Origin of the sequence: Rhodohalobacter sp. 8-1 (assembly GCF_038150125.1) — a bacterium.
Lineage (GTDB): Bacteria > Bacteroidota > Rhodothermia > Balneolales > Balneolaceae > SW132.
Genome location: NZ_JBBVMF010000005.1, coordinates 52617 through 76959, shown reverse-complemented (window position 1 = coordinate 76959; position 24343 = coordinate 52617). Strand labels below are relative to the sequence as shown.

The window sequence follows — 24343 nt, the reverse complement described above, 5'->3', positions numbered from 1 at the left end:
GTTATTACAAAAAATATTTATTTCGTTGTTTAGAGTTTTAATCATTAGCGTAACCCTTCCCCTTACATTTAGAATTCTGCTTACTTTTAACGATCTTCAGTCACCATTAAATAACTCTAATTCTGTGTAAAATAATATCATACCTGACTGACTGTAACAGAGCTATTAAATGTTAAAATTTGTCGTACCGTCACATCGTTTAATTCCCCTCTGCCCTTCTTTGTTTGATAATGCCAAGAAATACTATTCCTTTTTTTGATTTTGCACGTTTAGGCGGTATTTTTAGAGCTCTAAGAGGCTATTATTAATTTTACTCAACCCTGTTTATGGCAAAAGATAAGAAATCGGATTACAAAGCGTCGAATATTCAGGTTCTGGAAGGACTCGAAGCTGTTCGAAAACGTCCATCCATGTATATCGGTGATACAGGTCAGCGCGGCCTTCACCACCTGATCAATGAAGTCGTTGACAACTCAATTGATGAAGCCCTTGCCGGTCATTGCGACTGGATCAAACTTATCATTCATGAAAACGGCTCCATCACAGTTTCCGATAACGGGCGCGGAATTCCGGTAGATGAGCATCCCAAATTAAAATTACCGGCTGTAGAAGTTGTACTTACCAAATTGCACGCCGGCGGTAAGTTCGATAAAGATTCCTATAAAGTATCCGGCGGTCTTCACGGTGTGGGTGTGAGTTGTGTGAATGCTTTATCTGATCACTTTAGTGCAGAAATTCACCGGGATGGTGAAATTTATGTGATGGGTTTTGAACGCGGTGCTACCGTAACCCCTCTCCAGAGAAAGGGTAAAACGGACGAAACTGGTACTCGAATTACCTTTCATCCGGATCCGGAAATTTTCACTCAAACAACCGAGTTTAAATTTGATATCATCGCAGACCGGATGCGCGAGCTTGCTTTTCTGAATCCCGAAATCACCGTTGAAATTATTGATGAACGGGAAGAGGAAGAAGAGATGGTCAAGACCGTGTATCACTACTCCGGTGGTGTGAAAGATTTTGTCTCGTTTTTAGATGAAAACAGGGATTCACTTATGAGTGAGCCTATTTATATAGAGGGAAATCTGGAAGATGTACCTGTTGAACTGGCTATTCAGTACAACAACTCCTATTCAGAAAATGTGCATTCGTACGTTAATAATATTAACACACGCGAAGGCGGAACTCATATTTCCGGATTTCGCCGGGCACTAACACGCTGCCTGAAGAATTATGCGGAAAAGAACAAGATTATAAAATCGAACAGCAAAATTAACATCTCCGGGGAAGATTTCCGGGAAGGCATGACATGCGTGCTAAGTGTAAAAGTTGCTGAACCTCAGTTCGAGGGGCAGACCAAGACAAAACTGGGTAACTCTGAAGTACAGAGTGCTGTTGAAATTATTGTTTATGAAAAGCTCAACGAATATCTCGAACAAAATCCTAAAACAGCGAAAAAAATTCTTGAGAAAGTTGTTGTAGCCGCCGAAGCGCGAGAAGCCGCCCGTAAAGCCCGTCAGCTCATCCAGCGCAAAAGCGTGATGAGCGGTGGTGGACTGCCGGGTAAACTCGCTGACTGTTCCATCAAAGACCCTGAACATTGCGAAGTCTATCTTGTTGAGGGTGACTCAGCCGGTGGTTCCGCTAAAATGGGCCGTAACAGAAGTTTCCAGGCTATTCTCCCGCTTCGGGGTAAAATTCTGAATGTTGAGAAAGCCAAAATCAATAAAATCCTCGAAAACAAAGAGATCCAGGCGATGATTACTGCCCTGGGCACCGGTGTTGGAAATGAGGAAGAGTTTGAGCTCGACAATCTGCGCTATCATAAAATTATTATTATGACGGATGCAGACGTTGACGGATCTCACATCCGCACGCTGCTTCTCACCTTCTTCTACCGTTACATGCATCCGCTTGTAGAACTGGGGCACATCTACATTGCAACCCCGCCTCTCTACCGAATTACATCAACCCGCGGACAAATTGATTACGCCTGGGACGATGATACACGTGATAAGATCATCAAAGATCTCAAAAAGCAGAAGAAAAAGCTTGATGTATCCCGGTATAAAGGACTTGGCGAGATGAATCCCGAACAGCTATGGGAGACTACAATGGATCCCGAAACCCGCACCCTCCAGCAAGTAACGGTTGAAAACGCTGCCGCTGCCGATAAAATGTTCTCTACCCTGATGGGTGGCGACGTTGAGCCCCGGCGGGAATTCATTGAGCGAAACGCCAAGTATGCCAAGCTCGATATATAACATCACACCATAAAACTGAACTTTTTTTAACCAATCTTGATAGATGGCTAGCGAAAAAATTATACCTATTACAATTGAAGATGAGATGCAATCATCCTACATCGACTATTCGATGTCGGTTATTGTATCCAGGGCCCTGCCTGATGTTCGGGACGGCCTAAAACCGGTTCACCGCCGCATCCTTTACGGGATGAGCGATCTCGGAATGCTACACAACAGAAATTATAAGAAGAGTGCTCGTATTGTAGGTGAGGTACTCGGTAAGTATCACCCTCATGGTGACTCTGCCGTTTACGACTCTATTGTTCGTATGGTCCAGGATTTCTCACTCCGCTACCCTTTGGTAGATGGCCAGGGTAACTTTGGTTCTGTTGATGGTGACTCTGCTGCAGCTATGAGGTACACAGAAGTTCGTATGAAGCGAATGTCTGAAGAGCTTTTAGCAGATATCAATAAGGAGACGGTTGATTATCAAACCAACTTTGATGATACCCTATCCGAACCGACTGTTCTGCCATCTATGCTGCCCAACCTGCTTCTTAACGGAGCATCGGGTATAGCAGTAGGTATGGCCACGAACATGGCGCCACATAATATCAAAGAAGTTATTGATGGTGTGGTTGCCACAATTGAAAACCCCGACATCGACGCTAAAGGATTAATGGAGCACGTAACAGCTCCCGACTTTCCTACCGGCGGAATTATCTATGGTTACGAAGGTGTAAAAGAAGCCTATGAAACCGGCCGCGGTAAAGTTGTGATGCGGGCACGAGCTAATGTTGAGGAATTGCGCAACAGCAGAGAACAAATTGTTGTAACAGAAATTCCTTACCAGGTCAACAAAGCCACACTGATTGAAAAAATCGCCAACCTGGTCAACCAGGAAAAGATTACTGAAATCAGCGAGATACGGGATGAATCGGACCGCGAAGGTATGCGGATTGTGATTATCCTGAAGCGCGGATCGAACGCGGGCGTTGTGTTGAATCAGCTGTACAAGTACACACAGATGCAGCAGACATTTGGAATCATCAACCTGGCGCTTGTTAAAGGTCGGCCTAAAGTAATGGCTCTCAAAGAGTTAATTCAGCACTTCATTGAGCACCGGATTGAAGTTATCATACGCCGTACGATGTATGACCTGGATCAGGCTGAATCGCGCGCACACATTCTTGAAGGACTTAAAATTGCGCTGGATAATCTTGATGAGGTCATCAAAACAATTCGCGCAGCCAATAATCCGCAGGAAGCCAATGAACAGCTTCGCAAGAAATTCGCGTTAACCGACCTCCAGGCAAAAGCAATTCTGGATATGCGACTCCAGAAATTGACCGGGCTTGAGCGGGATAAAATCGACCAGGAATATGGCGACATTGTTGACCGAATTTCAGATTATCGAAGTATTCTCTCAGACCGAACGCGGCAGACAGATATTATTAAAGAAGAGCTTGGCCAGCTGAAAGATCGATATGGTGATGAACGTCGTACAGAAATCGTCTATTCTGCTGAAGATTTCAATATCGAAGATATGATTGCCGATGAGGATGTTGTAGTTACGATATCCAACAAAGGCTTCATCAAGCGAATGCCTGTTAGCGGCTACAGGCGACAGCGCCGTGGCGGTAAAGGGATGAAAGGAACCACCACAAAGGATGACGAATACGTAGAACATCTATTTGTGGCTACCAATCATAATTACATTCTTTTCTTTACAGAAAAAGGTAATTGTTACTGGCTCAAAGTTTATGAGATTCCGGAAGGATCCCGACTGGCCAGGGGCCGAGCTATTGTGAACCTCATTGATATTGATAAAGAGGATTCCATTAAAACATTTGTTCCGGTGAAAACTCTGGAAGACGAAGAGTACATCAAATCGCACTCCATCATAATGGCTACTAAGAATGGCCAGGTTAAAAAATCTTCTCTCGAAGATTATAGCCGTCCGCGACGCGATGGTATTATTGCAATCAATATCAAGGAAGACGATTCACTTCTTGAAGCAGCTCTAACCGATGGCGAAAGCAATATTATTCTTGCAAATAAAAATGGCCGCGCGATCCGCTTCCACGAATCAGAAGCACGGGAAATGGGCCGAAACACATCCGGTGTACGCGGCATGACCCTCGATGACGATGATGAGCTGGTGGATATGGTTGTTATTAAAAACACTCATGAAGCCACCGTGCTTGCCCTGTCAGAAAATGGATACGGCAAGCGATCTCTTGTTGACGACTATAGGGAACAGAGCCGTGGCGGCAAAGGTGTGATCACGCTTAAAGTCACTCCTAAGACCGGCTCATTGGTAGCTCTTAAAGAGGTTTCCGATAATGATGACCTGATGATTATTACCGAGCGGGGCAAAGTTATCCGTATGCAGTGCAAAGGGTTACGAACCATGGGCCGAAACACCCAGGGTGTTCGGATCATGCGTCTCGACCAAGAAGGAAAAATTGCAGCTGTCACCCGAGTTGTCAATGAAGATGATGACGAAGAAGAAGCACCAGTCGTAACCTAAGAACTCAGTCACTTAAAAATCGAATAGTGAAAAAAGGCTCCTCAATTGAGGAGCTTTTTTTATTTCTGCCTATAAATTTAGTCTTAGAAAAACTCAAACATAAAGCATCCGCCCTTTCCTGATTAGAAATAATCAGAGCTTGAAAATTTCATTCTAATTTAATGATTACTCCCCTGCTTTTAAGGTGAGTGGCGAGTAGTAATTCAACCCGGAATTTAGCTGCTATGGATAGAGCTTAATATTATGAGTTTTAATCATCCTTAAATCCATTCCTGAAAAAAGTACAGTCTATATTTTCATCGATTGCTAAATTGCACCGACCGTCGTTATACACAAACTCACCCGGCCTATGTTTTTTCCATCATCCGCTTTAAAGTTTCTTTTCTTTTTGAAATCAGCGAGTCGGGTGATAAAATTTCCACCCTATCTCCAAACTGTAACAGCCAAGTGTTGATGTAGTCCAAATTTTCGAATTTGAATGTTACTTTAATTTTTTTGTTTTTAACGACCTCTGACTTAACTATTTTAGTCGGCAGATTTGCCCGAAACGCACGATCTGACTCTTTATCGACTAAGACCTTTACCGTTTGCCCAGACTCGTTAGAATTAAAAATAAGGGCCTCAGCGTCTATTTCTTTATTTTGCTCATACAACTCATTCAAAATTTGCACATTTCCCATTCTGTCGAGTACAAAATTTCGAATGGCGTCTCGTTTGTGAGAATATCCTATCACATTCCAGTGATCACGATAAAAAACCAAAAGGTACGGATCGATTTTCCGGTCTGTTTTTTCACCATCCGATTTTGCCGTATATGTAAATGAGATTTTTTTTGATTGCGAGATCGCACTGCTGATCAGGTACCAGCTTCCGCCGTCTTTCTTCTCTGAGCCAAAATGAAGAAAGGGATCCACAACAGTCCGGTTATCAAGTGACTCCATGAACATCTTGAGTTCTTCGGGAATAGTATTCTTAATTTTTAACTCAACCCCTTTTGCATCTTCAACCAAGGATTTATCAACCTGTGACTTTACAAAGTTCAGCCCTACCATAATCGTTGCCAGTTCTTTTGATGTAAACATCAGCGGTGGAACCTTGTAGCCATCCATCACGCCGTAGCCGCTGTACTTATCCCATGTTACCGGCACATTTATTTCTGACAAGACATTAAAATCCCTGAAAATTGTGCGCCGGGTCACATTAAAGCGCTCTGCAAGTTCATCTACAGTCAGTTTTTTATTGGATTCCTGTAGCATGAGAATGAGCTTCATGCGTCGTTCAGAACTTTTCAATCGGGACATAGTTGATGGGATACGTTCATTTAGGTTGATGTAAAAGGTAAGAAATCACAGGCAGTTGGTCATCTTTGTTGTTTAATAAATATCGACAATTGGCGATTATAAACACCACGCTGGAATTAATTATAAAATATTGTTATTATTGAGTTTAACGCTTGCAAAGATTAGCTTTACTTATTTATATAACAGGAGTCGATAGGCATTTACCTTAACTCAATAACACCCCTCGCCTACGCTTCTCTTCATTACTCCCCTCCAGTGAGAATTATCTGTATGATATTAATTCAAATTGCCTCTGTCCCTTAATTCAGAATATTATTTATAATCAATCAAATAAAATCATGCGAAGAGTAAAACCATAAAATTTGCTATTGAGAGGAGACAGATTTCGAAGCGTTCAGCGAGAAAACAGAGGCGTGTTAGCGATTTTTGGATAAGGATCGAAGACATTGAAGGAACTGGAATTAACAACAAGTTCAGTAACACCCCTCGCCTACGCTCCGCTTCGGCACTCCCCTCCAGGGAAGATTTTTGAATCTTATTCAAGGCAGATAAATACTGACCGTAAGCTGTGTCATATAGAGGATCTTAAATCTCCTTATGAGAGGAGACAGATTTCGAAGCGTCCAGCGAGAATTCAGAGGTGTGTTAGAGATTTTTAGATAAGGATCGAAGGCATTTAAGGAATTGGAGCTAACGATTGGCTCATAACACCCCTCCCTCCGCAAGCAGAGTACTCCCCCGCCAGCCGGTGGGGTGATTTTTTATCTCTCGATTTTCAGCAGCCCTTTTCCATCGTAGAACTCTTCTTCATTTCCGAAATCGAATTCGTAGAGCGTGAACTTTAGGTTTTTGCCAGACCGGGTCACTTCGTTAACGGCTCCCTCAACCCCCTTCCACATAATGATTGTCTTCCAGGGCTTACTTCCGAGCAGACGCAAAAGATCATCCACTTTAAAGGCATGCTTGGTTACAATACCAGTCCCTTTTTTTAAATCAACTAATGAAATGCTTTTTGCCACCGTTTCGGCATTACCAACCTCTGCTTTTTGAATAATATCATCTACCGCCCGCATCTTTTTCTTGACGTTATCATTCAGATAAAATGTTTTATCGGGATTCGTGATGGCGAGTGGAATTCCAGGAAGCCCCCCACCTGACCCGGAATCAACCCATGAATCGTACGCATCAATCAGGCCAAGCTGCATTGGCAACAGAGAGTGAACAACGTGTTCACATAGCGTTTCACGTGAAACGCTACGGCTCACCAAATTAATTTTATAATTCCACTCGAGCAGATTGTCGATGTATTTTTCGAGTCTCGTTTCGTTTTTATTATAGAGCTCACGCGCATCTTTCAATGTTTCACGTGAAACTTTTAATTTGTCAAATTGATGTTTCACGTGAAACCTATCGTTTTAAATATATCATGAGTACTGAGAGATCGCTGGCGGACACTCCACTAATTCTTGAGGCCTGACCAATCGTTTCAGGTTTTACTCTATCGAGCTTAGATCGACCTTCAGATGACAGGCTTTTTATTTTATCATAGTTGATATCCAGCGGAATTGGAGACTCCTCTTTTTGCTTCATCTCCTCTACCATTTCAAATTCACGCTCGATATAGCCGGCATATTTAATCTGAATTTCAACTTGTTCTAAAACACGTTCATTGGAAGTAATCTTTTTAACTTCATTCCTTAATTCCTCATCGGCATTAAGCAAATGAGATAAGTGAACTTCAGGTCGTGGAATCAAGCTTTTTGCTTTCACCGGCTGGCTTAGTGTTGATGTTCCCTGCTCTTCAAGCATTGGGTCCATCTTGTCGGGCCGAACCGTATAGTTACTGATGAGGTCATACAGCTGATCAATTTCTGTTTTCTTTTGGCTAAATTCACTAAATCGCTTTACATCAATCAACCCAAGCTTATACCCAAGAGGTGTCAATCGTAGATCTGCGTTGTCTTGCCGTAGTAATATCCGATGTTCAGCTCGTGACGTAAACATCCTGTACGGTTCCTCTGTCCCTTTATTTATAAGGTCATCTATCAACACGCCGATATACCCTTCCGAGCGCTTAATGACAAACGGTTCTTCGTCCTGCACAAACCGCGAGGCATTAATACCGGCAATCAGTCCCTGGCAGGCAGCTTCCTCATATCCGGTAGTTCCATTAATTTGTCCTGCAAAAAAGAGTCCGTTTACTAATTTTGTCTCTAATGACCGCTTTACCTGGTAAGGCGGGAAGTAATCATATTCAATAGCGTAACCAGGCCGAAGCATGACGGCATTTTCAAATCCGGGAATTGTTCGAAGTGCATTGTACTGAACATCTTCCGGCAATGACGTAGAGAACCCATTCAGATACATCTCATAAGTATCCCACCCTTCAGGTTCGAGGAAAAGCTGATGACTGTCTTTATCAGAAAACCGATTGATTTTATCTTCAATACTCGGGCAATACCTCGGCCCTACCGATTTAATTCTGCCATTGAACATCGGACTACGGTCAAAACCAGTCTTCAACGTCTCGTGAACATCTGAATTGGTGTACCCGATCCAGCAGGTCAATTGTTCATCAATAGACGGAAGTTCCTTGGTAGCAAAAGAGAATGGATTCGGATTTTCATCACAGTATTGAATTTCAAGCTGGCTGTAATCGATCGAACGCCCATCAATCCGCGGTGGCGTTCCGGTTTTCAGCCGCCCTACTTCAAATCCAAGATCTTCGAGAGATGCAGAGATACCTACAGACGCTCGTTCACCTGACCGTCCTCCACCATGCTGGCTTTCTCCGATATGTATCAACCCATTCAGGAACGTTCCGCTCGTAAGTACAACCGATTTAGATTCAAACGTCTGACCCGTTTGCGTCACCACTCCGGTGATTTTATCACCGATCTCATTTGTGATTATGTCCACTACATTATCCTGGCGAAAATGTAGGTTATCAATTTTTTCAAGCTCTTCTCTCATGAGCTTGGAATAGAGCGAGCGGTCGCTTTGGCAGCGGGGACTCCACATAGCGGGTCCTTTACTTAAATTCAGCATTCGGAACTGCACGCCGCTTTTATCGCTGATAATACCGCTCAAACCACCAAGCGCATCTATCTCACGGACCAGCTGCCCCTTTGCCACGCCACCCATTGCGGGGTTGCAAGACATTTTGGCGATGGCATCTAAATTCATTGTTATCAATAATGTCTTGGATCCACTTTTAGCTGCAGCGGCCGCGGCTTCGCTTCCCGCGTGACCTGCACCGACCACAATCACATCATATGCGGGATATAAACTACTCATATATATTTGTTTTTATTGGATTTAACGTATTTTTTATAATTCTCTCGAAGCTTAGTAAAATACCGTTATTTTTGGAATATTTAAATGTTTGAATTAATAAGAGACTACATCAACGCAAACAATCATTTAATCGTGTAACCAAATCGTATTCCATGTGGTTTAAAAAAGATCAAAAAGAGACTGATGAGCTAACCTATTTTTCAAAATCCTGGATGGAGGAATGGAAGAAATCCATAAACACGAGTGACAACTATAAAAAGAAAGGGAAATCATGGAATGCCCCGATTGTTCTGAAAATAGAGCCCAAAGCAGAATCCATCAAAGAAGAGGACGCAACCGGAATCTTTCTGAACCTATCATATGGAGAGTGCCTCGAACTTCGATATTCAACTGAGAAGGATGAGCAGACATGCAATCTCATTCTTAAAGCCGATAGCAAAACATGGATCAACCTGATTGAAAAAGGTAAAGATCCAACAATGTCGATCCTGAAAAACAGCGTAAAGCTGGAAAAAGGAAGCCTGATTATGTTATCAACACAGCGAAAAGCGGCAGAGGCACTGTTGAAGACTGCTCCTACTCAACAGGATCGACACGTTACATCCGCAGTAACTAAACAAGATCAACCCAAAAAAGAACCTTCCCATACCTCATTTAAAACAACAACACACGGCCTTAACTTTGAAAGCTTCCCGATGAAGCTCTTTCAAAAAGCAAAGATCTATGGGATCTGGAACCCGGCGGATATTGGTCTGTCGGCTGATCAAGACGAGTGGAAAGAGTTCAGCGCTGATGAGCGAAAGATTTTAATACACCTATCCGCCCTGTTTATGGCAGGTGAGGAAGCGGTTACCCTCGATCTACTTCCGCTCATTCAGATAATAGCACAGGAAGGTCGTATTGAGGAAGAAATATATCTCACATCGTTTCTTTGGGAAGAGGCAAAACACACGGAATTCTTTTCTATATATGCGCAACAGGTAATGAGTGGCCCGAAAGATTTCGAGTCATTTCATAAGCCAATGTATAAGATCCTGTTCTACGAAAAGCTTCCCCGCGCACTTCATGCGCTTCGGGATGATTCATCCGCACTTGCACAGCTTAAAGCCGCCGCAACCTACAATATGATTGTGGAAGGCACTCTTGCTGAAACGGGATACGCTGCTTTTTCAAATATGCTCAAAGATAATAACCTGCTTCCCGGCCTGCTTGAAGGAATTGAGAAACTTAAGCAGGATGAATCCCGGCATATTGCATTTGGTATTTACCTCATAAACAGACTGCTGGATGATAATCCCAGCCTTGGCGAAGAGCTGGAAGATCTTCTGGAGGAGCTTCTCTACGATGCAACAAACATTATTCATGAAATATTTTCGCAATATGACACAGTGCCGTTTGGCCTTGAAAAAGAGTGGTTTCTGAATCACGCTATTAAGCAATTTCAAAACAGAATGGCGAAACTCAATCTGTAAATCGATCTTATAGAATATGGTTTGGATTATAATGGGTGTATCCGGCTCCGGCAAAACCACCGTTGGAAAAAAACTGGCTAAGAGACTCAATATTCCATTTTATGATGGAGACAATTTTCATCCAAAAGAGAATGTCGAAAAAATGCAGTCGGGCCGCCCCCTGAATGATGATGATCGAAAACCGTGGCTTGTAACGCTCGCCAATAAAATTAATGAGTGGAACAATAATAAAGGAGCAGTTCTGGCTTGTTCTGCTCTGAAGTTATCTTACCGTAAACTGCTGACATCAAAAAGTGACGATGTACAGTTTGTGTACCTGAAGGGCAACAGAGAAACAATCTTTAACCGCATGAAATCCCGAAGCGACCATTATATGCCCGCTAAACTTCTCGATTCCCAGTTCGAGGCTCTTGAAGAACCGGCCAGTGCGCTAACAGTTTCTGTTGAAGGTAACCCGAGTGAAATTACTGACCGTATTATAAAACGATTTTTATCAAGGGAATGAGAATAACTGAATAAATCAAACAACTTGCAAAAGTCATTGTCATTCGGTAGCTATGGTTCGGCCATCTCATGACAGTAAATCAAATCCTGAATGTAAAGAAATGAATAAATCAGCTATTGGCGTATATGGGCTTGGTGTGATGGGGCGCAACCTGGCCTTGAACCTCGAGGATCACGGAAACCAAGTTACTGTTTATAATCGATCTGTTCCCGGTGAAGAAAAGGTTGTTTCTGATTTCATTGAAAGCGAGGGAAAATCTAAATCGTTTATTGGAGCACAATCTCCGCTTGATTTCGCTCAATCGCTTGAATCGCCCCGTAAAATTTTAATTATGGTGAAAGCCGGCCCGCCAGTTGACAGCGTCATTGATGAGCTGATTCCTTTTTTGGATCAAGGAGATATACTTATCGATGGTGGAAATTCCCACTTTGAGGATACTGAACGGCGGGCGAGTAATCTCGCTGAGGAGGGAATTCGCTTTGTTGGAATGGGCGTATCAGGAGGCGAAGAGGGAGCACGGTTTGGCCCTTCCATGATGCCGGGAACAACAATTAAGACCTGGCTTAAATTGAAACCACTGTTTGAACCGATTGCTGCAAAAGCATTTGATAGCTCGCCCTGCATCACACGAATCGGAACCGGAGGGGCCGGGCATTTCGTAAAGATGGTGCATAACGGAATTGAATACGCGGATATGCAGCTGATCGCCGAAGCATATCACATTATGAAACAAGACTTTCAGATGAGTGCCGGCAAAATTTCTGACCAGTTTTCAGCCTGGAATAGTGGCCTGCTCAGTAGCTATCTTTTTGAAATAACTGCAGACATCTTATCTGTTTCTGATGACGATGATAACCCACTCGTTGAGAAAATACTCGACAGCGCCGGGCAAAAAGGGACCGGCAAATGGACCGCTATTTCTGCTTTTGAAAATGGTATACCACTGCCGGGAATTTCCGGATCTGTGACTGCACGATTTATCTCATCATTCACGGATCTCAGGCGTAAGCTTTCCAGTTCTGAAACATATGAATCTACATCAGCTAATGAAGACATAAATCAATCTTTAGCTTACCTGGCAGATGCTTTACTCGCATCTCGAGTAGTCAGTCACGCGGAGGGATTTTTTTTGATCGCCGAAATGAACCGACAGAAAGAATGGGAAATTGACCCCGCCGAGATAGCACGAATCTGGCAGGGTGGCTGTATCATCCGCTCGGAATTGCTAAAAACTATAGTCAAAGCTTATAAAAAGGAGCCTGCACTTAACCATCTCTTACAGTCAGATATAGTCTCGGAGTTGCTGAAAGATCTTCAGGGTGGATGGAGAAACACAATTAGCCGTGCAGCAATAAGTGGAACTCCTGTTCCGGTTATGATGAGTTCACTATCACAATACGATTCACTTCGGTCAGCCCGCCTTCCTGCAAATCTGATCCAGGCTCAACGGGACTATTTTGGAGCGCACACATATGAACGGACAGACAAACCGCGTGGTAAGTTTTTTCATACCGAGTGGAAAGGAAACGCGTAAAAAAGTTTAAACTAAGCGTTAGTTATGAGATAAAATAATTTGCAGAAAGAAAGGCTGTCCAAACCACACCTGACCCCTCCTACAAAAGGAGGGGGAAATACCACCACGGACTAATCATCTAAATGATGTCAGTTGACATACTATTTACTATCATAAACTATGACAAATGATTGAAACCCAGCTCCTGATTGCAACACTTTCCGGCATCGCCCTACTGCTGATCCTGGTAACAAAGTTTAAAATAAATGCCTTTATCTCCCTTCTGATTGCAAGTGTGTTTGTAGGAATATCCGCTGGGATGCCTCCCTCCTCAGTCATCGAAAGTATTCAGGAAGGAATGGGAGGTACACTGGGTTTTGTAGCTACGGTGGTGGGGCTCGGGGCGATATTTGGCCAGATCCTGGAACACTCCGGAGGGGCCAAAGCGGTGGCAAACGCTCTGCTACAACGGTTTGGAAAAGAAAATGCCTCCTGGGCCATGGTTATCACCGGCTTCTTTGTGGCCATACCCGTTTTTTTTGATGTGGGATTTATCATATTGGTGCCGCTTGTATATGCGCTCAGCCGCGACACTAAAAAATCTCTTCTTTATTACGGCATCCCGCTCCTTACAGGTCTTGCCGTAACGCACGCATTTATCCCGCCTACTCCCGGCCCAATTGCGGTAGCCGACATAATTGGTGCTGACCTGGGATGGGTTATCCTATTTGGGTTCATCGTTGGTATTCCAACCGCGATTGTAGCTGGTCCAATATTCGGCAGATTTATCGGAAACAGAATTCACGTTCCCATTCCCGAGTATATGGAACTGGAGGATGAAGAGAAACAAGACGCATCCCTGCCCTCTTTCTGGCTGCTGATCAGCATCATCTCTGTTCCGCTCATTTTGATACTCGGCAATACACTAACAGACTCGTTTATTGAGCAGAATGTCATAGAGCCGGGATTTATCACAGAGATGATAATATTTATCGGTCACCCATTTATTGCTCTTACCATTGCTGTGCTAATCGCACTTTACTGGCTGGGTGTGAGGCGCGGATCCACACGGGAACAACTGTCGAAGCTAAGCATGGAAGCGATGAAACCAGCAGGCGTTATCATTTTAATTACCGGTGCAGGCGGTGTATTCAAACAGGTGTTAGTGGACAGTGGTGTGGGTGAAATGCTGGCCAATACTATGTCAGACATTGGTTTACCCGTCATCGTCCTAGCGTGGCTCATTGCTGCGGCCGTCCGAATAACACAGGGTTCGGCAACCGTTGCTATGATTACAGCTGCCGGAATCGTCTACCCCATTATGATCCAGTTTGACCTGAGTGAACCCCACAAGGCTCTTGTCGTTTTATCGATAGCCGCCGGTGCCACCATCATGTCTCACGTAAACGACAGCGGTTTCTGGCTCGTCAATCGCTACTTTGGAATGAGCGAGAAGGATACACTAAAATCCTGGACCGTGATGGAAACCATCATTGCGGTAATGGGTCTGATACTATGCCTATTGCTGAGTATGTTTGTCTGATATCTTATCTGCTGATCTCAGAGGAAAAGCCGAAAATTAGTCATCCGCTATATGATTCATCAACAAACAACCGTTCGAAAAACTGTACTGTCATCCATTTATTTTGTGATTGGTTGTGTTTTACCGAGCATGCTTCACGCTCAACTACCATACATGCCCGAAACAAATGTCAGCATTCCTGATCAATCTATTTATTTTGAGGCGGGAGGAAATGGAATTGTCTACTCCATGAATTACGACCTGAGGTTTGAGAACAATTTTGGATTTCGGGTAGGGATTTCCGGCGTACCCTCAGGAACCACAACCGACAGAAATCGAAATGAAAATAGTAACTGGTATAATTTTCGAGATACACCCTTTCTGTTTTCGGTCATCATGGGTAACTATTTTGCAGGGACAGAAACCAATAGTCTTGAATTCGGGGCAGGAGTAGTAATTGGAGAGATCTATGATAAAGAACGCTGGAACCGTCCCGAACCAACAGCGGCCACATTTACCATCGGCTACCGATACATGAACAGGAAAAAATGGTATCCTACATTTAAAGCCGGACTTACACCGATGGTCACCTTCGACGGCCAGGCCTATATGAGGGTTGGCATCTCAATAGGTTTGATGATTTCAGGTGACGAATAGCAGATTATTTTATCCGGCAGTGATCACAAATGAAAAACTACTTTTTTCACCGCCTTGAAAAACACGTACTCCATCTTTCTCGGTCTTAAACTCTGCCATTCTGAAATCGTTACAAACCACTATAGCACCTGCATTTTTTAATGAGTCGCTTAGATGATCTTCATTCACACCAATCACGGTAGCCCCTGCGTTCGATGCAGATGTTACACCGCTCACTGAATCTTCAAACACAATGATCTTTTCCGGATCAATATCCATTTTGCCAGCAGCCATCATGTAGCACTCCGGATCAGGCTTCCCATTGTCTACAAGATTTGCTGTCACAATCACTTCAAACGGATTGGATGCACTTAAACCTGCGAGCATTCGCTCAACTTTACCTGGCAGGGCACTTGTCACCAGGCCAAGCCGAATGCCGGCCTCATGAGATTGTTTGATAAAATCATCCACGCCTGGAATCATTAAATAAGATTCTACGGACGCATCATTTTTGGCGCACTCCTCAATAATTTGTTCCCGTGTGGATTCATCGAGCTCAGCAAACAGATCATTTACCGTAGGCCGGGCCGGACGTCCGTGAAACCGCGCTTCCCTTTCCCCTTCAGGAATGTGAATATCGTATTCATTCAGCTTTTCAAGCCAGAATTCTTCTACGTACTCTTTACTGTTGATGATGACGCCATCCATGTCGAAGACGATGGCTTTGTATTTAATTTTACTAATCATGGGGTCACTGCCTGGATAAAATTTCAAAACTCTGTCAAATGTTGCGAGAGTGCTTATTCAGCCAAACCAACCTGCCTATCAACCATTTTTTGATAGAGATTTTCAATTGTCACACGTAAATTTGTCCCTGTATCGACCTCTATCTTATTACCGGTTTTTATTTCTGATGGTGGGTAATATTTCTTAGTCAGCATGTCGAAATCCTCGAGTCGTGCATCTGACACAGTTTCATTGTCACCCTCCCGATCTTTAAGCCTTGATTTCACAACCTCATCCGTCGCCTGCGCTTCGATGAAAATGTAGTCTGCCCCCACCGATTCAAGCTCTTCGATAAGATCGCGACGTCCCGAACGCTGACTAAAGGTAGCGTCCAGAATAGCACTCCTTCCGCTCTGAATGGATTGAATGGCGTGATCTGTGAGCTTTTGATACGTTTTACGGGACATCTCAGCCGAATATAGTTTCTTTCGCGTTTCGCTGTCAGGCCGCTCATTTAAAGGCAAACCCGCCATTTCTTTACGAATTTGGTCTGATGAAAACACATCCACATCAAGTGTATCCCCCAGGTGCGTTGCAAGCGTACTCTTTCCTGTCCCTATCCGCCCCATACAAATCAGAACGATCGGCCGCGAACCAATCAGCGAATAGCGAAGTGATAATTTAAAATAGACTGAGGCGATTTTTGCTGCTTCTATTCTATCCTCTTTTTCAACATCCTCTTCCGCCGACTTTATGCTTTTCACTTTTCCTTTCACATACGCGCGATAGCACTTATAAAAATCAATGATAGTCGTAAGTTCAGGATCGTTCAGCTTTCGGGACATCGTATCAACAAAATAACGACCAAAACCCCACAGGTCGTTATAGTCGAGGTCCATTGCCAGGAACGCCAGGTCCACAGCCTGATCGCCGCAACGGAGCCGTTCATTAAATTCGATGCAGTCGTAAATACAAACGCCCTTGGGATTTACATGAATATGTTCGAGATGCAGATCGCCATGGCCGTCCACGATCCGGTCCTCTTCAACTCGCTTTTCAAACAGATCAGTCTTAGTTTCAAGATAGGTGTCCGTAAAATATTGTATCGCCTCGAATGCTTCCCGGCTGATCGTCTCGCCAATAAATGCTTCCGTCTGGCTGAAATTTTCATCGGTATTGTATCGTATCTTTTCCCTGTCGCCATACACCTTTACGCTTTCATCGGGCGACTGCTCAAGATAAAACTCCGACAGCTTATCAGCCACGCGGTCCAAATGCTCATTCGAAAGCTTATTTCTATCGATATAGGAATGAAGAAAATATTTCTCCTCGAGCATCTTCATTTTTACAGCGTACTCAACAATTTCCTCTCCGCTATTACCCGGATCTTCGGATACAATTTTCAATCCATTTTCACTCTTAGCAATAGATTCTACGCCGAGATATATATCTGAACACAGACGTCTGTTCAGCTCAACTTCCTGTTCGCAAAAGTGCCTTCGCTTATCGAGCGTACTGTAATCAAGGAAACCAAAATCCACTCTCTTTTTTATTTTATACACGAACGGAGGCACCATAAACACGTTTGAAATATGCGTCTGAATATGCTGAACGGCTTCCGGAGAGTGGGGGTAAGACTCCCTGTTTTTAAGGAAATCAATTATCTGTTTAGCACCGCCGGTTTTACTATTTGAATCTTGCATAATGTTTGGTTGTCCTGTGATCATTCGTCCCGACCAGACCGCAAGTATCACGGCCGTTAATTATTTGTAAGGTACGTTTCTTGAAAGAATAGAAACAGTGACCAGATGCAAAACTGTTTAGAGTCAACTTTATAGGGATAGTGTAACACCAGGCTCTTCCTTCCCTTTTTTTAAACTATTCAAAATGCCCTAAAGACCAATACCAAACACCATTCTTTTCTAACATGAGTTATCTGAGTACTGTGCTGACCCCACATTACAGAGCATTAAAGACGGGTAATTGGCTTGCCTGCACCCGGATAGCCTCTAAATTATTTTATTTAGATTTATTCTATATAGTCTTTGACAGCATATGAAAATTGCCTTAACTTAGATTTGATCTAAATTAAAACACCACAAAAGTTCTAACTACTACTTACGTATGAAATTTTCAAAACTGTTACTGCCTGCCGCACTGGTCATAACACTTTTCTCATGTGATGTAACCGATAGCGACAGCGATACCAATATTGAAACTCCCGAAACGTATGAATTTACCCGGGATGGGGAATCAACCGTTTCTTTTACCGGCCAGACAATCCGGATCAATATGGCATCCGAGTTTGTCAGCACCATGACAGACTTCGACAATGCAACTGAAGAGTTACTTCTTCAAATGTACCGTAATCAAACTGCAGAAGGCGGAGATGCCGACCCATTTTCAAGTACGCCTCTTAATGAATCAAGCAAAAGCGTAAAAAGTAAAGTTGCAGCATCTGCCGATTTTTTTGCAACGAATTCGACTGTAAGCGCTGAACTCAAAAATCAGTTTGAACTGTGGGTAGAAGGGCAGATTTCAGAAGTTTTTCCAAATGAAAACACACTGGCTGACGTCGGCGTCCCCGGCCAAATTGCAGACGGCTCCTCAACACGATATGTAAATGGACAAGGCTTTGAATACAATCAGCTGGCTGGTAAAAGCCTGATAGGCGCCCTGATGACTGACCAGATTTTAAACAACTACCTCAGTACCTCTGTTTTGGATGCCGGAACCAATCGTGAAGACAATGATGAAGGAGTAACTGAAGAGGGATCCAGCTACACTACAATGGAACACAAGTGGGACGAAGCATACGGCTACCTATATGGAACAGCCGCTTACCCCGCCAACCCAACACCTACCGTAGGGCAGGATGATGATTTCCTCAATAAGTACCTCGGACGCGTAGAAGGCGATGAAGATTTCACCGGAATTGCACAGGATATCTTTGATGCATTTGCTCTTGGCCGTGCCGCTATTGTTGAAGGAGATTACGAACTTCGCGATGAGCAGGCAGAGATCATACGTGAAAATATTTCGAAGATCATTGGAATCCGGGCCGTCTACTATCTCCACTCAGGCAGAAATGGTCTTGCTCAGGAAACTCCAGATTATGGAGCAGTGTTTCATGATCTCTCAGAAGGATATGGATTCATTTTCAGCCTGCAATTTACACGAGTGCCCGGTACGACTCAGCCATACGTGACAAAATCTGAAGTTGACGGTTACATTGCTCAGCTGACAGAAGGCAACGGGCTATGGGATGTTACACCGGAAACTCTTGATAACATCGCCGCAAGCATCGCCGATAAATTTGACTTTACCGTGGAAGAAGCCGCGAATTAAATTAATTTTTGATCAAAGCTGGTCACACATGGTGGCCGGCTTTTTATTTTATTTACATCATGAAGAAACTACTTCTCCTCTCACTCACCCTTTTCATCGTATGGAGCTGTTCAGACAGTTCCACATCAGGCCTGAACGAAGATAACTTCGACCGGGAAGCCATCCTGGTTAACTGGGCTGATAATATTATCGTACCGTCACTTGAGAATTTTGCACTCGAAGCAGAATCTTTACATACTGCTGCAAATGAGTTTTCAAGTAATCCGTCACAGCAAACGCTTACGACTCTTCGCGACACATGGCTGGAAAGCTATACCGCATGGCAACATGTGTCTATGTTTGAAATGGGACCGGCAATGGATCTCCGCTATCGCGACAATCTTAATATTTACCCTACAGACACCGAGGAAATTATTGACAATATAGAAGAGGGAACATACAACCTCGAACTTCCATCCCTAAATAACAGCCAGGGATTCCCGGCACTGGATTATTTACTTTTCGGGCTTGATGATTCCGATGATGCGATTTTGGGCTTTTATACCACACATGAAAATGCAGCTGCCTACAAGACCTACATCACAGACCTGTCTAAAAGAATAGACAGCTTAACGGAATCTGTTCTTGAGGACTGGAACTCCGGATACCGAGACGAGTTTGTCAGCAACACTGGAAGCGGCGCTAACTCCTCGCTTGACATGATGGTGAACGACTACATTTTTTATTACGAAAAAATACTAAGAGCCGGCAAAATTGGGATTCCAGCCGGCGTCTTTTCCGGGACACCATTAGAGACTCATGTGGAAGGTTATTATAGTGAGGTATACTCAAAGACACTATTTTTAGAATCTCTCAGGGCATCACAAAACTTTTTCAACGGCCGCCACTTTGAGGCTGAAACAACGGGAGAGAGTCTTCATTCATACCTTGAATATCTGAACACCACAAAAAATGGTTCAAGTCTAGCTAACCTGATTAACAGCCAGTTCGAAGAAGTGCGGATGGAAGCTCAATCACTTTCTGGTAACTTAAGCACACAGGTAGAAACGAATAATACTGAAATGCTATTAACATACGATGCATTACAACAGAATGTAGTTTACATGAAAGTAGACATGCTCCAGGCACTTAATATTAATGTAGATTACGTTGACGCTGACGGCGATTAAACTTTGAATACCTCTTCAATCCGGGAATATTTCAATTCTTCAACAAATGCTGCGCCGCTAGCTGTTTTCCGAATATTCTTTGGAGCGCTAATGCTCATTAGCATTATTCGGTTTGCAGCAAACGGCTGGATAGAAAAACTGTACATCGACCCCACTCTCTCTTTTTCCTACAGTGGTTTTGAGTGGGTTCAGCCGCTTGGCGGATACACGTATATTATATTTATGATATGTGGGCTATCCGCTATTTTTGTCTCACTGGGGTATAAGTACAAGGTGGCAATCATCACCTTTTTCCTGAGTTTCACCTATATCGAACTCATGGATAAAACCACTTACCTTAACCACTACTACTTCATCAGCATCCTAAGCTTTCTGATGATCTTCCTGCCGGCACACGCCTATTTTTCTGTTGATGCATTCAGGAATGAAAAACTCCGCTCCAAACTAGTCCCGGCCTGGACTATCGATTCCATCAAATTCCTGTTGTGCATCGTCTATTTTTACGCGGGACTTGCCAAGCTCAACTCCGACTGGCTGATTCACGCCATGCCGCTGGAGATTTGGCTGCCCTCAAAATATTCGCTGCCCATTCTCGGCGATCTTTTTCAGCAGTCCTGGACACACTATGCTTTTTCCTGGGCAGGTGCACTTTACGATCTCACAATTCCTTTTTTGCTACTAATTAAACGAACCCGGGTATTTGCTTTTGCACTCGTGGTTGTATTTCATATTCTCACCCGCGTACTCTTCCCCATCGGCATGTTTCCATACATCATGATTGTGAGCGCGCTTATCTTTTTTGATGCGGGTCTTCATAACAAAATACTTTCTTTCATCTCGCGCATATTAAAAATAAGCAAAGCAACATTTGACAAAGCTGCCGTTTACTCGTTCCCAAAACCTTGGATAAAGAACGTATCACTGTCGGTTATTGCGCTCTTCTTTGTCGTTCAACTACTGGTTCCGTTCAGGTATATGCTCTACCCGGGGGAACTATTCTGGACGGAAGAAGGCTATCGCTTCTCTTGGCGCGTGATGCTGATGGAAAAGACAGGGTATGCCAATTTCAAAGTGGTGGATCCCGCCACCGGACAGCAATTTTATGTAGACAATAATGAGTTTCTGACGCGTTTCCAGGAAAAACAGATGTCTTTTCAGCCCGATTTTATTCTTGAATACGCTCACTTTCTCGAACAGCACTACAAAGAACAGGGAATCGATAATCCTGAAATCTACGTGGACAGCTACGTTGCCCTGAATGGCCGTGGCAGCCAGCTCTACGTAAATCCCGAGATCGATCTTACGACAATTGAACAATCAAACTACCGCCAAACCTGGTTAATGCCATTTGAAGATGAAATTAAAGGCCTTTAGTCTATTTATTATTTGCGGGCTTTTTGCTTTACCGGCCTTTGCTCAGTACCAGATATCGGGAACGGTAACGGATCGTAATACAGGTGAACCAATCGAAGGTGTTGACATTTATGACAACAGGGCCGGGAAATCGTTTCAAACCGACAAAAACGGCGATTTTGAGATCAACAACCTTCCCCCGGACAAATACAATTTTTACTTCTTTATGCTGGGCTATGAGGTAATCAATCGTACATTTGTTATAGAAAACGAGAATCTGACTTTATCTGTAGAGATGGTTCCATTGAATCGTGAGATGACTGAGGTAGCCATTGTTGGTCAGCGCAGCGAATTTTTTGCGTTAAACCGACTTAGAGAAGTTGAAGGAACATCCATCTACGCCGGCAAAAAGAATGAAGTGATTTCCCTGGAGCAGATGACCGTAAACACGTCAGCCAATAATGCCCGTCAGATATACGGTCAGGTGGCGGGCCTCAATATTTTTGAATCGAACGACGCCGGACTTCAGCTCAATATTGGTGGTCGGGGACTCGATCCGAACCGTTCATCAAATTTCAATATTCGCCAGAACGGTTACGATATCAGTGCCGATGTACTGGGATATCCCGAAAGCTATTACACGCCGCCCGCTGAAGCACTTCAGGAAATTCAGATTATTCGCGGGGCGGCATCACTCCAGTATGGCACGCAGTTCGGTGGACTCATCAATTTTAGAATGAAAAAACCTGCGCGCGATAAAAGCATTAAGCTGAAATCGCGACAATCTGTGGGGTCAAACAGCCTGTTTACATCATTCAACAGCGTCAGCGGTACAACAGGCAATATTGGCTATTACGGTTATTTTAATTACAAGAATGGTGATGGTTTCCGGCCAAATTCGGGATTTGAATCCCAAAATGTCTATTTATACACAGACTACAAGTTAAGCGAAAATACTAAAATCGGGTTCGACCTCACCTACCTCTACTACCTCGCTCAGCAACCCGGCGGCCTGACGGATGCACAATTCTACAGCAATCCATACTTCAGCAACCGGACCCGCAACTGGTTTGAGGTAGACTGGAAAGTTGCCTCACTGAGGCTTAATCATCAATTTTCATATAAAAGTCAGTTGAGTGCTTTAGTCTATGGGCTTGATGCATCCCGAAAATCGGTCGGGTTTCGAACAAACCGCGTATCACAGCAGGACGATCCGGATGCTCCCCGCGATTTGATTCTCGGAGATTTTAATAACTGGGGTGCCGAAGTAAGATTTTTGAAAAGATATTCCCTGGGTGATAGAAACGCCGTTTTTCTGATCGGTAGTAAATACTATCGTTCAAGCAACACCTCCATTCAGGGGCCGGGAACCGCAAGCTCAGCTGCAGATTTTTCACTGGCCGACAACCGGTTTCCTAACTTTCCAAATCAGTCCGATTTCACCTACCCGAACCGAAACGTAGCACTGTTCGGGGAAAACATTTTTTACATCACCGATAATTTTTCGGTGACTCCGGGTTTCCGCTTCGAACAGATCAAAACAGAGAGTGACGGTACGTTTAAGCGAGTCAATTTTGACCTGGCCGGCAACCCAATCCAAAACCAAACCTTTGAAGACGACAGAACCTTCGACCGCAATTTCTTTTTATTGGGTCTGGGTCTGAGCTATTTTCCCGGTGAAACAACAGAGTTTTATGGAAACATCTCACAAAATTACAGGTCCGTTACGTTTAATGACATTCGGATTGTAAATCCTACGTTCCAGGTAGATCCAAATATAACAGATGAAGATGGATTCACGGCTGATTTTGGAGTGAGGGGTCGTGCAGGCCAAAGCCTGTCGTTTGAACTGGGCGGTTTTGGGTTGATGTACAATAACCGAATCGGGGAGGTGCTTCGGGCAGAAACGCGGGTCAATGCAGATGGCGAAATTGAAGAGACCGGACGTGTGGTTCGGTTCCGGGGAAATATCGGGCGGGCATTTATGTACGGTATTGAAAGCCTGGCTGAGCTTAATACCCTCTCGCTGTTAGGGGTCGATGGCCGTGATATGCGGCTCAATCTTTTTGCAAACACAGCAATCACACGGTCAGAATACCTCGATTCCGAGATCCCCGGCGTAGAAGGCAATGAGGTAGAGTTTGTGCCCGCTCTTAATTTGAAAACCGGTATCTCATTCGGATACAAAAACCTTTTGGGTTCTTTTCAGTATACCTATATGTCGAGCCAGTTTACAGATGCCTCCAACGCGGAACAAAATATAAACGACAACCAAAGCGGTATTCGCGGTGAGATTCCATCCTACAGTGTCGCGGATCTGTCGCTCTCCTGGTCATACAAAAGCATCACGCTGGAATCGGGTATTAACAACCTGTTTAATAACCTCTACTTCACGCGTCGCGCCACAGGATATCCCGGCCCGGGCATTATTCCTTCTCCGCCGCGTACATATTATGCGACATTCCAGGTGAATTTTGGGAAGTAATCTTTATTAAATATCTGAACGACAATCAGTAACCACCTACATCTTGATTTTAAAAACACCTCTATAATTTTTTTTAAGCGATACGGTAATATTATCCACTTCACTTACACCGGCAGGAAGCTCTGAACCAAGTTCAGGACATCTCTAAACTCAGAAAGTCATCCCCAGCTCTCCCGACCGCGGTCGGGTTCACTTCCTTCAAAGGGGGACTTTTATCCTTTGAGGTTGTCTCAAAAG

Annotated in this window: 16 protein-coding genes; 11 read left to right on the top strand and 5 right to left on the bottom strand. The window is 43.8% G+C overall.

Features of this window, described 5'->3' with window-relative positions; translation table 11 throughout:
• The first annotated feature begins 326 nt into the window (after positions 1-326).
• Together gyrB and gyrA are read left to right on the top strand one after the other, a co-directional pair.
• A complete protein-coding gene (gene gyrB, locus AABW11_RS06325; protein ID WP_340103949.1) occupies positions 327-2264 on the top strand; it encodes a DNA topoisomerase (ATP-hydrolyzing) subunit B in 1938 nt (645 codons plus the stop codon).
• Between the two features lie 43 nt (positions 2265-2307).
• Complete coding sequence (gene gyrA, locus AABW11_RS06320; RefSeq protein ID WP_340103948.1) at positions 2308-4779, top strand: DNA gyrase subunit A; 2472 nt, start codon at positions 2308-2310, stop codon at positions 4777-4779.
• Positions 4780-5126: 347 nt separating this feature from the next.
• Here the strand turns inward: gyrA and AABW11_RS06315 are convergent, their stop codons facing one another.
• From AABW11_RS06315 to mnmG, 3 genes are all read right to left on the bottom strand, one after another.
• On the bottom strand, positions 5127-6080 hold the full coding sequence (locus AABW11_RS06315) for a helix-turn-helix transcriptional regulator (protein ID WP_340103947.1): 954 nt from the start codon (positions 6078-6080) through the stop codon (positions 5127-5129).
• A 761-nt stretch (positions 6081-6841) separates the two neighbouring features.
• Positions 6842-7480: a 16S rRNA (guanine(527)-N(7))-methyltransferase RsmG gene (locus tag AABW11_RS06310; RefSeq protein ID WP_340103946.1), complete on the bottom strand. Its 639-nt coding sequence runs from the start codon at positions 7478-7480 to the stop codon at positions 6842-6844.
• A 7-nt stretch (positions 7481-7487) separates the two neighbouring features.
• Positions 7488-9377 (bottom strand): tRNA uridine-5-carboxymethylaminomethyl(34) synthesis enzyme MnmG, encoded by a 1890-nt coding sequence (gene mnmG, locus AABW11_RS06305; protein ID WP_340103945.1) that lies wholly within the window; start codon positions 9375-9377, stop codon positions 7488-7490.
• Between the two features lie 152 nt (positions 9378-9529).
• On the opposite strand from mnmG, the gene AABW11_RS06300 reads away from it, so the two are divergent.
• From AABW11_RS06300 to AABW11_RS06280, 5 genes are all read left to right on the top strand, one after another.
• Complete coding sequence (locus AABW11_RS06300; RefSeq protein ID WP_340103944.1) at positions 9530-10849, top strand: R2-like ligand-binding oxidase; 1320 nt, start codon at positions 9530-9532, stop codon at positions 10847-10849.
• Positions 10850-10865: 16 nt separating this feature from the next.
• Positions 10866-11354, top strand: coding sequence for a gluconokinase (locus tag AABW11_RS06295; protein WP_340103943.1), 489 nt, complete (start codon positions 10866-10868; stop codon positions 11352-11354).
• A 100-nt stretch (positions 11355-11454) separates the two neighbouring features.
• A complete protein-coding gene (gene gnd / locus AABW11_RS06290) occupies positions 11455-12888 on the top strand; it encodes a decarboxylating NADP(+)-dependent phosphogluconate dehydrogenase (RefSeq protein ID WP_340103942.1) in 1434 nt (477 codons plus the stop codon).
• A gap of 166 nt (positions 12889-13054) precedes the next feature.
• Complete coding sequence (locus AABW11_RS06285) at positions 13055-14410, top strand: GntP family permease (RefSeq protein WP_340103941.1); 1356 nt, start codon at positions 13055-13057, stop codon at positions 14408-14410.
• 51 nt (positions 14411-14461) lie between these two features.
• Entirely contained in the window at positions 14462-15046 is a 585-nt protein-coding gene (locus tag AABW11_RS06280) for a hypothetical protein (RefSeq protein ID WP_340103940.1), read from the top strand.
• A 9-nt stretch (positions 15047-15055) separates the two neighbouring features.
• On the opposite strand, the gene AABW11_RS06275 is transcribed toward AABW11_RS06280, so the two are convergent.
• The gene (locus tag AABW11_RS06275) at positions 15056-15772 is read right to left on the bottom strand and encodes an HAD family hydrolase (protein ID WP_340103939.1); all 717 of its coding nucleotides are present in this window, start codon (positions 15770-15772) and stop codon (positions 15056-15058) included.
• 53 nt (positions 15773-15825) lie between these two features.
• A complete protein-coding gene (locus tag AABW11_RS06270; protein WP_340103938.1) occupies positions 15826-17454 on the bottom strand; it encodes a bifunctional aminoglycoside phosphotransferase/ATP-binding protein in 1629 nt (542 codons plus the stop codon).
• Positions 17455-17875: 421 nt separating this feature from the next.
• Between AABW11_RS06270 and AABW11_RS06265 the strand changes: the two genes are divergently transcribed.
• The 4 genes from AABW11_RS06265 to AABW11_RS06250 are packed head-to-tail and all read left to right on the top strand — an operon-like array spanning position 17876 to position 24106.
• Positions 17876-19099 carry a DUF4856 domain-containing protein gene (locus tag AABW11_RS06265; protein WP_340103937.1) on the top strand — a complete coding sequence of 408 codons (1224 nt, stop codon included), beginning with the start codon at positions 17876-17878 and terminating at the stop codon, positions 19097-19099.
• Between the two features lie 59 nt (positions 19100-19158).
• Complete coding sequence (locus tag AABW11_RS06260; RefSeq protein ID WP_340103936.1) at positions 19159-20268, top strand: imelysin family protein; 1110 nt, start codon at positions 19159-19161, stop codon at positions 20266-20268.
• A gap of 3 nt (positions 20269-20271) precedes the next feature.
• Positions 20272-21642: an HTTM domain-containing protein gene (locus AABW11_RS06255; RefSeq protein ID WP_340103935.1), complete on the top strand. Its 1371-nt coding sequence runs from the start codon at positions 20272-20274 to the stop codon at positions 21640-21642.
• Complete coding sequence (locus AABW11_RS06250) at positions 21623-24106, top strand: TonB-dependent receptor domain-containing protein (protein WP_340103934.1); 2484 nt, start codon at positions 21623-21625, stop codon at positions 24104-24106. Before AABW11_RS06255 ends, AABW11_RS06250 begins: the two co-directional genes overlap by 20 nt.
• Positions 24107-24343: the final 237 nt, after the last annotated feature.